General features: G+C 68.4%; 11 protein-coding genes. 6 read left to right on the top strand and 5 right to left on the bottom strand.

Annotation, left to right across the window (positions count from 1 at the left end; all coding sequences use genetic code 11):
• Nucleotides 1-35: 35 nt before the first annotated feature.
• The 5 genes from UIS43_RS20895 to UIS43_RS20875 form a co-directional block, all read right to left on the bottom strand.
• Nucleotides 36-776 carry an NADH-quinone oxidoreductase subunit C gene (locus tag UIS43_RS20895; RefSeq protein WP_013156043.1) on the bottom strand — a complete coding sequence of 247 codons (741 nt, stop codon included), beginning with the start codon at nucleotides 774-776 and terminating at the stop codon, nucleotides 36-38.
• A 1-nt stretch (nucleotide 777) separates the two neighbouring features.
• Nucleotides 778-1,323 (bottom strand): NADH-quinone oxidoreductase subunit B family protein, encoded by a 546-nt coding sequence (locus tag UIS43_RS20890; protein ID WP_013156042.1) that lies wholly within the window; start codon nucleotides 1,321-1,323, stop codon nucleotides 778-780.
• A 259-nt stretch (nucleotides 1,324-1,582) separates the two neighbouring features.
• Complete coding sequence (locus UIS43_RS20885; protein WP_026114451.1) at nucleotides 1,583-1,942, bottom strand: NADH-quinone oxidoreductase subunit A; 360 nt, start codon at nucleotides 1,940-1,942, stop codon at nucleotides 1,583-1,585.
• A 283-nt stretch (nucleotides 1,943-2,225) separates the two neighbouring features.
• Entirely contained in the window at nucleotides 2,226-3,530 is a 1,305-nt protein-coding gene (locus UIS43_RS20880) for a geranylgeranyl reductase family protein (protein ID WP_013156040.1), read from the bottom strand.
• A gap of 651 nt (nucleotides 3,531-4,181) precedes the next feature.
• Nucleotides 4,182-4,892, bottom strand: a complete 711-nt coding sequence (locus tag UIS43_RS20875; RefSeq protein ID WP_013156039.1) for a demethylmenaquinone methyltransferase — start codon at nucleotides 4,890-4,892, stop codon at nucleotides 4,182-4,184.
• Nucleotides 4,893-5,092: 200 nt separating this feature from the next.
• Between UIS43_RS20875 and UIS43_RS20870 the strand changes: the two genes are divergently transcribed.
• The 6 genes from UIS43_RS20870 to UIS43_RS20845 all read left to right on the top strand — a co-directional run bounded on the left by UIS43_RS20870 (nucleotide 5,093) and on the right by UIS43_RS20845 (nucleotide 11,002).
• On the top strand, nucleotides 5,093-5,380 hold the full coding sequence (locus UIS43_RS20870; protein WP_370011398.1) for a hypothetical protein: 288 nt from the start codon (nucleotides 5,093-5,095) through the stop codon (nucleotides 5,378-5,380).
• A gap of 45 nt (nucleotides 5,381-5,425) precedes the next feature.
• The gene (locus UIS43_RS20865; protein WP_370011396.1) at nucleotides 5,426-5,797 is read left to right on the top strand and encodes a DUF6507 family protein; all 372 of its coding nucleotides are present in this window, start codon (nucleotides 5,426-5,428) and stop codon (nucleotides 5,795-5,797) included.
• A 136-nt stretch (nucleotides 5,798-5,933) separates the two neighbouring features.
• A complete protein-coding gene (locus UIS43_RS20860) occupies nucleotides 5,934-8,975 on the top strand; it encodes a DNA/RNA non-specific endonuclease (protein ID WP_370013269.1) in 3,042 nt (1,013 codons plus the stop codon).
• A gap of 236 nt (nucleotides 8,976-9,211) precedes the next feature.
• The gene (locus UIS43_RS20855) at nucleotides 9,212-9,460 is read left to right on the top strand and encodes an immunity protein YezG family protein (protein ID WP_358416429.1); all 249 of its coding nucleotides are present in this window, start codon (nucleotides 9,212-9,214) and stop codon (nucleotides 9,458-9,460) included.
• A gap of 145 nt (nucleotides 9,461-9,605) precedes the next feature.
• Complete coding sequence (locus tag UIS43_RS20850; protein WP_370011394.1) at nucleotides 9,606-10,487, top strand: immunity 49 family protein; 882 nt, start codon at nucleotides 9,606-9,608, stop codon at nucleotides 10,485-10,487.
• Between the two features lie 200 nt (nucleotides 10,488-10,687).
• Nucleotides 10,688-11,002, top strand: a complete 315-nt coding sequence (locus UIS43_RS20845) for an immunity protein YezG family protein (protein WP_370011392.1) — start codon at nucleotides 10,688-10,690, stop codon at nucleotides 11,000-11,002.
• Nucleotides 11,003-11,036: the final 34 nt, after the last annotated feature.

Below are 11,036 nucleotides of genomic sequence, written 5' to 3'. Positions count from 1 at the left end.
TCCCTCTGTGACGGAGTGCGTGGGGTTGGCGGGGCTCACTTGTAGGACCTCCGCTCGTCCGGCGGGGGCACGGTGGCTCCCCTGTACTCGACCGGGATGCCGCCCAGCGGGTAGTCCTTGCGCTGGGGGTGGCCGTGCCAGTCGTCGGGCATCTGGATGCGGGTCAGCGCCGGGTGGCCGTCGAAGACGATCCCGAAGAAGTCCCAGGCCTCGCGCTCGTGCCAGTCGTTGGTCGGGTAGACCGACACGATCGAGGGCACGTGCGGGTCGGCGTCGGGGCAGGTGGTGGCGACGCGGATCTCGCTGTTGTGGGTGATCGACCGGAAGTGGTAGACCGCGTGCAGCTCCCGGCCGGCGTCGTCGGGGAAGTGCACGCCCGTCACGCCCAGGCACAGCTCGTAGCGCAGGGCGGGCTCGTCGCGCAGCAGGCGGGCCAGCCTCGGCAGCGCCTCGCGGCGGGTGTGGAAGGTCAGTTCGCCGCGGGCCACCTCGACCCGCTCGACCGCTCCGGCGTCCTCTCCCAGGGCGGCCTCCAGGTCGTCGGCCACCCGGTCGAAGTCGGCGGTGCGCGCGTCCTCGGGGTCGGTGTAGGGGCGCTGGCTGCGCACGGGAGCGCTCCCCCGCACCTGCAGGCGGCCGAAGCCGGAGGTGTCGCCGGTGGTCGTGGCGCCGAACATCCCGGTGCGCCGGACCGGCGCGGCCAACCGCTCGCGGCCCAGCTTGTCGGGGAGGTTGGCCGCTTCCTCGTCGCGTTCGCGTTCGTTGTCGGTACTCATGTCAGTCCTTGCTCACCAGCGGCAGCGAACGGCGGAGCATCCGCTCCTCGTTCTCGGTGATCTCCTGCTCCCGGTGGGCGCCGAGCTTGGTGTTCTGCACCTTGTCGTGCAGCTTGAGCACGGCGTCCAGGAGCATCTCCGGCCGCGGCGGGCAGCCGGGCAGGTACATGTCCACGGGGACGACGTGGTCCACGCCCTGGACGATCGCGTAGTTGTTGAACATGCCGCCGCTGGAGGCGCACACGCCCATCGCGATGACCCACTTGGGCTCGGGCATCTGGTCGTAGATCTGGCGCAGGACGGGGGCCATCTTCTGGCTCACCCGCCCGGCCACGATCATCAGGTCGGCCTGGCGCGGGGTGGCGCCGAACTTCTCCATGCCGAACCGCGCCAGGTCGTAGTGCGGGCCGCCGACGGACATCATCTCGATGGCGCAGCAGGCCAGGCCGAACGTGGCGGGCCACATGGAGCTCTTGCGGGCCAGGCCCACGACCTGCTCGACGGTCGTGAGCATGATGCCGCTGGGCAGTTTCTCCTCGAGTCCCATCAGACGCTCTCCTCCTCCGGGCTGGGCTGCTGGGTGTGCTCTGCGGTCGGCGCTTTGCCGCGGTGGTCCGCGTTCGGGCGTCGGCGGGGTTCTGGAGGTCTCAAAGCGCCTGTCCGAGGAACGAGGACTGGCGCGTAGAGGCCGAAGGTTCCCGCCCTCGGGACGCCCGAACAAGGGAGGAACTGCGCCGTAGGCGTCGGTTGAGGGTGGTGGCGGGTGACGGGTGGGCAGCGGAGCGGAGGCCCAAGGCGAGCACTGTTCAGTCCCATTCGAGGCCTCCCCGGCGCCACTCGTAGGCGTAGGCGATGGAGACGTTCACCAGGAAGAGGACGATCGCGACCAGTCCGAACCAGCCCAGGGCGTCGAAGTGCACGGCCCAGGGGATGAGGAAGATGATCTCGATGTCGAAGACGATGAACATCATGGCCGTCATGTAGTACTTGACGGTGAACCGGCCGCCGCCCGCGGGCTGCGGCGTGGGCTCGATGCCGCACTCGTAGGCCTGCATCTTGGCGCGGTTGTAGCGCTTGGGCCCCAGGACCGCACCGGCGACCATCGACACCACGACGAACGCGGCGCCGATCCCGCCGAGCACGAAGATCGGTGTGTACAGCTCCACGCTCACCCTCCTCCTGGCTGCTGGGCACGCCCGCGCGGCGTGCCGGGAGCGCTTGTGATTGCTTTCACTTGTGCGGGCTCATCTCCGGTCGTCCCGTGTGTCCTGTTGTGGAGCCGGGCTCGACCGCCCGGTGGGTTGTGTGTCACGGCTGGGTCGGCGCCCCGTGTCCCGGGGGCCTCGGCGCCGCGGCGCCCGGCTGTCGGCGCTCGTGCGGCTCCGGTCCTCCCCGGGAGGCGGCGCCCCCGTCCGGGCGGGTCCGGGCGCGGGCGCCCGGACCCGCCCGTCAGGCCGCGGGGGCGATGCGGGACAGGCCGTTGATGACCCTGTCCATGGCGTCTCCCTGCGTGGGCTCGGTGAGGTTGGCCAGCATCTTCAGCACGAACTTCATGAGGGTGCGCTGGCGCAGGCCGTACCTGGTCGCGTACTTCATGAACTCGGGCTGGCCGATGACCTTCACGAAGTAGCGGCCGAGCGTGTAGTAGCCGCCGTAGGTGTCGGCGAGCACGTCCGGGTAGCGCAGCAGGGCCCGCTCGCGGGTCTGCTGGGTGGGTCTGCCGTGCGCCTGCACGATCACGTCGGCGGCGATGTTCCCGGCCTCCATGGCGTAGGCGATGCCCTCGCCGTTGAAGGGGTTGACCATGCCGCCCGCGTCGCCGACGAGCATGAGGCCGCGGGAGTAGTGCGGCACCCGGTTGAAGCCCATGGGCAGTGCGGCGCCGCGGATGGCGCCCTTCTGGTTGTCCTCGGTGAAGCCCCACTCCTCGGGCATGGACTCGGTCCAGCGGCGCAGGAGCTTGCGGTAGTCCATGTCCTGGAAGGACGCGGTGGAGTTGAGGATGCCCAGGCCGACGTTGCTGGTGCCGTCGCCGACGCCGAAGACCCAGCCGTAGCCGGGCAGGAGGACGTCCTTGTCGCCGCTGCGGTCCCACAGCTCCAGCCAGGACTCCAGGTAGTCGTCCTCGTGGCGGGGGCTCTCGAAGTAGGTGCGCACGGCCACGCCCATGGGCCGGTCGTCGCGCTTGCGGATGCCCATGGCCACGGACAGCCGGGAGGAGTTGCCGTCGGCGGCCACGACCAGCGGCGCCCGGAAGGTGACGGGCTCGCGGTCGGCGTTCTTGGCCCGGACTCCGACGATGCGGTTGCTGCGCTCGTCCATGAGGGGGCCGGTGACGGTGGTGCGCTCCAGGAGCTTGGCCCCGGCGGCCACCGCGCGGTTGACCACGATCTGGTCGAAGTCGTAACGGGTGCGCACGAGGCCGAAACCCGGGTAGGCGGCCAGGTCGGGCCAGGGCAGCTCCAGGCGGACGCCCGCGCCGATGATGCGCAGGCCGTGGTTCTTCATCCACCCCGGGTCGTCGAAGGTGACACCCATGGCGGTGAGCTGCTTCACCGCGCGGGGGGTGAGTCCGTCTCCGCAGACCTTCTCCCTCGGGAAGGAGGTCTTCTCCAGGAGCAGGACGTCCAGTCCTGCCTGGGCAAGGTAGTAGGCGGTGGTGGAGCCGGAGGGACCTGCGCCGACCACGATCACGTCGGCGTCGTACTCGGTCCGCTCCCGGCCTCGGGGAGAGGAGGTGGCTGTCTCGCTCACGGGTGGGTCCTCGACTGCTCGCGCGGATGCACCGTGGCGGGTCTGCCTGCGGGATGGACCCGCTCACGGGGGGAGTTGTATGGGTGCTGTGGGGAGTCCGTTATGTCCGACATAGAGGCATGTGTCCTATACCTCCTAGACTTGTGAAGCACTTCACAAGCCCTTTTCGGCAGTCTAGACCCTCCCGCAGTCGGAGGCGAGTCCCCGGGGGGTATTCAGACGGCCTGCTACCAAAGGGGATATAGGCCCCAGAAGGCTTCACACGCCCCGAACAACGTCACGCTCCGCGAGAGCCCCAGTTCAGAATGGTGACCACTGCCCCAGGCGCCACACGGGCAACACGAAAATCCCGAGGAGCGGGGCACTCCTCGGGATTACGAAATTTTTATGCCTGGTGTGCCCCGGCCGTGCGGGGTCCGCGGGACGAACTCGGCGCGAGACCGCGGGACTCGCGGGGACGGGCCCCGGGGGGGTTCGGTGGCGCGGTCGGGGAACGGCCCTCCCGGCGTGGCCGCCGCCGGAGACGACCCCGGCCGCGAACATGGAGCCAGGAGCAGAACGCGACGCCAGGAGCGGGATCAGCGCGAGCGCGATACCTCTGGCGCTTCCGACACCCCTGGCGTCACACCCGAAACGTTCCGGACCGTGCCGCTACTTGTCGCGGAAGCCTCGGTGCAGCGCGACGATCCCCGTCGACAGGTTGCGCCAGGCCACCCGCGACCAGCCCGCGTCCTGGAGGCGGCGCGCCAGCTCGGGCTGCTTGGGCCAGGCCATGATCGACTCGGACAGGTAGTCGTAGGACTCGCCGCTGCCGGACACCATGCCCGCGATCTTGGGCAGCGCGCCCATGAGGTAGGTGGAGTAGAGCCGGTCCACGAACTCGACCGGGATGTGGCTGAACTCGCAGATGACCATCCGCCCGCCGACCTTGGTGACCCGCCGCAGCTCGCGCAGCGCCTGGTCCACGTCGTTGACGTTGCGCAGGCCGAAGGAGATCGTGACCGCGTCGAAGGTCTCGTCGGCGAAGGGCAGGTGCAGGGCGTCGCCCGCCACGAAGGTCACGCCGCCCCGGGAGGCCCCCCCGCGCCGCCGCACCCCGGCGCGGAGCATGCCGAGGGAGAAGTCGCAGGCCACCACGCGGGCGCCCTTCCTGACGAAGGACTCCGAGGAGGTGCCCGTCCCCGCCGCCAGGTCCAGGACGAGTTCGCCGCTGTAGGCGTCGACCGCGTTGACCGCGGCCTTGCGCCAGATGCGGTCCTGGCCCAGCGAGATGACGTCGTTGACGAGGTCGTACCTGTCGGCGATGCCGTCGAACATCGCCGCGACGTCCTGGGGCTTCTTGTCGAGTTTGGCGCGGGTCATGGGCACAAGACTAAGGGTGCGGCCCGAGCGCCCCGACCCCGCGGGTCCGTACGGAGCGGACTCCCTGGCGCGAAGCGGACAACCCCTGGGCAGAAGGACTGTCCGCGCGCAAGAATAGGGTGTGCGCGAGGTTTCCCGAACCACCGAGGGCCTTCGGACGTCACAAGGAACGGACACGGCCCGGCCGAGAGGGGGAGTACATGAAGTTCGACCTGGTGGAGCCGAGCGACGAACAGGCCGTCCTCGACGAGGATCTGCCCGAGGCCTCCGACGGGGGCGCCGCCCGCGGCGTCCACCCCAGGCTCGTCATGGCCTCCGCGCGGATGCGCTCCCGGCTCCGGGACGACCTCGCCACCCTGCACGCCTCCCTGGGCATGCTCAACGAGCAGATCCAGACCGTCCAGTTCCGGGAGGGGGCCGCGCCCGCGGACGCGGCGCCGCCCGCCAACTTCCGCGCGGGCGCCTTCTCGCGCCCCGGAGACTCCTGAAAGCCCCCCGAGAGCTCCGAGAGCCCCTGAGAGGAGAGTGTCCGCATGACCGGGTGGAACATCCAGCCCGCCGAGGTGGGCGCCGTGCTGACCAGCGTCGCCGACCACATCGGCGAGGAGGGCGGCGACGAAGGCCTCGTCGGCGCCATGACCTCCGCCGAGAACCTCATCACGGCCATCAACGAGGAGGCCGACAGCACGCCCGTCAGCATCGCGCTGGGCGAGTTCGCCGAGCACAACTTCGGTCTCATGGGCGACATGGCCGGGTTGGCCGTGGGCGCCGTGTCCAGCACCAGCACGGCCGTCACCCACTACTTCAACGGCAACCTGGAGATGGCCGCCGAGGCGCAGGAGAACGCGGGCGTGATCCCCGAACCCGAGCCGCCCCCGCAGTACGGGCCCCACGTACCCGTGTAGCGGTCCCCGCCCCGGCCGGGGCGGTGCCCTCCGCCCCGATTCCTCCCGTCCCTCCCCCCGGCCCCGGTCCCCCGGCCCCGAGGACCCCCACCGCGTTCTTCCCCCAGCTCCCAGACGGAGGCGTCCCTTGACCGACATGTGCACGCCCACGGGCGGCCTGATCAACCCCGCGACCTTCCCCATTCCGACCGCCGTCCCCGCCACGCTGGAGAGGCAGGCCAGGGAACTGCGCCAGGAGGGAGCCAACGTCGCCGGAATCGGCGGCGACATCAAGAGCGCCTGGGCGGGCCTGTCCTCGTGCTACTCCGCGCCCGAGGCCGAGACCCTGTACGCCGTGGTGGACCCGGTCGCGACCGACGGCGACAAGGTGGAGACCTCCTTCGACAAGGCCGCGAGCGCGCTGGAGACCTTCGCCGCGGCCGTCCGCGACATCAAGGGCAAGTGGAGCACGCTGGAGACCGACTCCTACGCCTTCCTCAGCTCCATCGAGGGCGACGACGACTGGCGCAAGGCCGACGGGTTCGTCGACAGGCTGCTGGGCCGCGAGAGCGACAAGGTGGAGGAGCACCAGGCGCTGCTCGACCGCGCGGACGCGCTGCGGCGGGAGTACGAGGAGGCCGAGCGCGCCTGCGCCAACGCGATCAACGCCGACATCCCCGACCGCACCAACTTCGTAGCGGGCGACGGCGACGGGGAGTCCGCGCCGGGCGAGTTCGAGCACGGCTACGACGGCTACCTCGGCGACGTCGCCATGCCCTGGGGCGGTCCCATGGAGACCGACCACGGCTGGTGGATCGACGCGGGGGCCGCGGTGGGCGACTTCGTCGTGGGGATCGCGGAGGACGTCGGCGGCATCACCGGGATGTACAGCTCCGAGGGCTGGTTCGAGATGTCCTGGGGCGACGCCATGTGGGAGTACCACGAGGGCAACCTCCAGTCGCTGGCCTCGCTGGCGGGCATGTACGACTCCGAGAACGACAGCTGGGGCTGGTCGGGCTGGGGCACCGTCGGCAACGCCTGGAAGGACGCCGCGCACGCGGTGGTGCCCTGGGAGGAGTGGGGCGATCGGCCCGGCTACGTCATCGGGACCGCCCTGCTCAACATCGGCGCGACCGTGGGCGGCGCCGCCCTGACCGCGACCGGCGTGGGCGCGGTCGTGGGCGCGCCGCTGATGGCCTGGCGCGGGTCGGCCATGCTCAACCGGATGGGCGGGGACGGGCCGAGCGTCCCGGACGTGGACGTGCCGGACATGAGCCGGATCAACCTGAGCCTGCCCCGGTTCGGCAACGTCTCCCTGGCCGACCTGAGGATCGACCTGGGCCAGCTCCGGCAGGGCGCCTTCAGCACCTCCCGGCTGTCGGAGATGCAGAACCTGCTGAGCAGGTTCGCCGGCGGGAACTTCTTCGGCGGCGGGGACGGCCCGGGCGGCAACGGCTCCGGCGGCGACGGGAACGGCTCCGAGGGCTCCAACAGCCAGCGCGTCGCCAACCACCACGGCGACGGGGAGGGCGGCCCCGCCGACACCCGACCCGCCGTGCACCCGACCACGCGCCAGCTCGACGACAGCCAGGAACTCATGGAGCTGCTGGCCTCCCACCCGGACTTCGCCGAGCTGGGCGACACCGGCCGCCGGGTCCTCGGCGAGGAGGGCGGCGACAGCGGTTCCCCCCGGACGAACCGTTCCGGGCGGTCCGACTTGGAGGAGCTGGGCCTGGACCCGTCCCTGGAGGCCGTGTTCAACGACATGAACGCGCGCGCCTCGGACTACCCGGCGTGGGAGGCCAGGCAGTCCCCGGACGGCCCGGACGCGGGCAGGGTGCCCGCCCTCGTCGGCGGCGGGAACAACGACACGTTCGACGCCAGCCGGGACGTCCCCAACCCGCCGTCCCACGACCGGGTGGACCTCACCGGCACCGGCGGCGACGGTCCCCGCCGACTCCCGGACGACCACCGCGACACGGACCTCGGCGACGACGGCCCGCAGATGCGGGACCGCACGCCCACGGTCACCAACAGCACCGGCGGCAACGGTAGTGACCCGCTGGACACCGGCGGGAACTCCCGTGGCGGCACGGACGTCCTGGACGGGTCCGGCGACGGCGGTGGCAACACGCACAGCACGGGCGGCAACGGTCGGGGCCCCGGCGACACGCGGCCGGGCAGTGCCGGAGGCGACATCCTCGGCGGCCGGAACGACGGCCCGCAGAACACCCCGATCAGGAACCAGCCCGACCTGCGACCGGAGAGCACCGACCCCAGGGTCCGGGAACTCCTCCCCAGGGACGGCCTGCGCTTCGGTGAGATCAGGGACGACAACGGCAACGTCAGCAACCGCGTTCTGGAGCCGAACAGCAGGTACAGGCTCTACGAACCGGGCAGCGACCTGCACACGGATTACATCACCGACGCAGACGGGAACATCAGGGAGATCCGGACCGAGTCCAAGGGTTGGAACTCCGAACATCCGGAGTACCTCAACCCCCGGCCGGACATGACCTTCAACGTGGACGGCTACACCTACAGGACCGACGAGTACGGCCGGACGGTCTCCGTCGAGGGAACGCTGCACAAGGAACCGAACGTCCGCAACGAAAGCGAACAGTCCAAGGTCAACAGCCAGGGTTCGGACTACTACGAACAGCTGAACCAGAAGATCCGCGATGACTTCGAAGCGGCGAACGGCCGTCCGCCGGAGGCGGGTGAGGTTCCCCAGTACCAGGACATCCAGTGGGACGGCGGCCACCTGATCGGGTATGCGGAGTTCTTCGGTATCGGCGAGCGCCTGAACATGGTCCCGATGCGGTTCGACGTGAACCAGAACAGGACCGAGACCGCCCTGGATGACATCCCCGAAGAAGTACGGGGCGGCATCGAGGGAAGTTACCGGAACATCGAGCGCTCCTGGCGTGGAATCATGCGCGACAAGGGCTCCTGGCATGGATTCACCAACCCCAAATTCAATGACGGGAGCTGGGACGCCGCCCTCGCACTGAATCCGAATAACCCCAAGATCGACGTTAAGATCACTAACATCTACGACCCCAGCCTGCCACCGGTGTACGACAAGTCCGGAAACCGTCACTTGCCACCACCGAGCAGGATTGAGGTCGAATGGGTCCTCAACGGGGTTAGAATGGAAAACCGAGAGTACAACAACGTACCACCCCTCGTGGACTAGGGAAGGAATTAAGTCTCATGGTCAACCATCACTTCCAAAGAGGCCATCTAACCCCAGATGAGCAACAGGATATCCTGACGCAAATCGGGGCACGGATCCTTGACCAAGCCCCCGACGGATGGGCAAAGATCGTCTACACCAGGAAATCCGTTATCGAACAGTCCACGAGCACCCTCGTCGTTGAATTCGAGGACGGAACCAGTCAGAGGGAGTCCGTTCCGAGCGGCATGGGTCTGATGATCGACGACCTCAGGGCGGGGATGTACCAGGAGGGCAAGGGCACCTGGTTCTCCTTCGAGTACGTCATCACCCCGCCCGGCAGGTTCAACGTCACCTACAACTACGACGAGGACCCCGGCATCACCTTCCCCACCGCCTTCGGCTACACCAACGACCTCAAGTACTTCCCGCGCGACGAGGACTACATGACCGACTGGCTCCGCGAGAAACTCCAGGAAGAGGCCGAGGGCCGGGCAATGGAATAAACATTCTGTTTCTTGCTTCGGCCGTGTCCTGCGGGACGCGGCCGAAGAACCTCGTTTTATACCCGTGGCGATGAACTGCTACGGGCGGAAGGAGGAGCTCGGGGAGGCACTGTCGCCGGACCTTCGACTTGTCTGAGAAGGCCTCATGACCACCTATATCTCCCGACACTGCATCGAACACGGTGTCAACCAGCAGTTCCTCAACCTCAAGATCGAGGGAAACACGCAGCAGATCCGGAACTTGGAGCAGGACTGCTCCAACATTGACCTGTCTCTCACACCGGCCTACCGAGTCGCTGAGCTCTCTCTCCTGCTGGAGCCCACAGCTGCGACGGTGGAGACTTGGGAAGCGTGGACCAAGGCGATGCAGCTCCACGGCGCTGTCTTCGCCGTCTCCGAGGCGGAGGAGGGGACACAGGTCGCGTACCTGATCGACCATGAGGTCCGTGCGCTCACTGCGCCCGGGATGCTCCACTGCGCCGACCCTGCCACGTGGGAGAAGGCGTTCTACCTGGCGGTCGTCTGCCGCGACAACGCCCGCGCCGACGCCCTGTGCCGCGTCCCCGTGGAACACCTGCGCCGCGCGGCCGAGGGCGCAAAGGTGCGGTACAACGAGTACAGCTACCACTGGATCGCCGCCCTCCAGGCCTACGTCAACGGCACCGATGACCTGGTCCGTGAACTGCGGTCGGCCATGGAACAGTCCTCTCCCCGCAGTGGCGCCTTCGGCGGCGAAGCCCTTGATCTGCTGATCTTCCCGAAGATGGAGGTCTTCCGCCGTCTGCTGATGGGAGACTCCACCAAGTTCAACGAAACGCTCGTCTTCGCTCTGGAGGGCTTCAAGAGCTACCACACCCGCGAGGACGCCCCGCCCGGGGCCCAGGGCATCGTTCCGCTCGGGCTGCTGGCGTGGGCCTGCCTGGCTTACGACAAGTCCCAACGCGGCGACTTCTCCCTCGACGTGGAGTCGGAGTACCTGCCCAAACACCTCGTACAGCGATCCTGGTACGGCGAGTTCCCCGTCTAAGAACCTACGGCGGAATCCGAGGAACCGCCCCGGCTACGGAGGACAACCGAGCGATGAGCCATTTCCAGCACGGACATCTGGGACCGGAAGAGCAGCAGAAGATCCTCACGCAGATCGGTGGACGCATCCTCGATGAAGCCCCCGAAGGATGGACACGAATCGTCTACACGGAAAAGGCGGTTATCGACCATTCGACCGGCTTGATCATCGTCGAGTTCGGGTACGGGACGACCTGTCGGAAATCTCCTCCATCCGGCATGGGCATGATGATCGACGACCTCAGAGCGGGGATGTACCAGGAGGGCAAGGGCACCTGGTTCTCCTTCGAGTACGTCATCACTCCACGCGGCAGGTTCAACGTCACCTACAACTACGACGAGGACCCCGGCATCACCTTCCCCACCGCCTTCGGCTACACCAACGACCTCAAGTACTTCCCGCGCGACGAGGACTACATGACCGACTGGCTCCGCGAGAAACTCCAGGAAGAGGCCGAGGGCCGGGCAATGAAATAAACATTCTGTTTCTTGCTTCGGCCGTGTCCTGCGG

Source organism: Nocardiopsis sp. LDBS0036 (assembly GCF_041228755.1).
GTDB lineage: Bacteria > Actinomycetota > Actinomycetes > Streptosporangiales > Streptosporangiaceae > Nocardiopsis > Nocardiopsis dassonvillei.
This window is presented reverse-complemented; position numbering and strand designations above follow the sequence as displayed.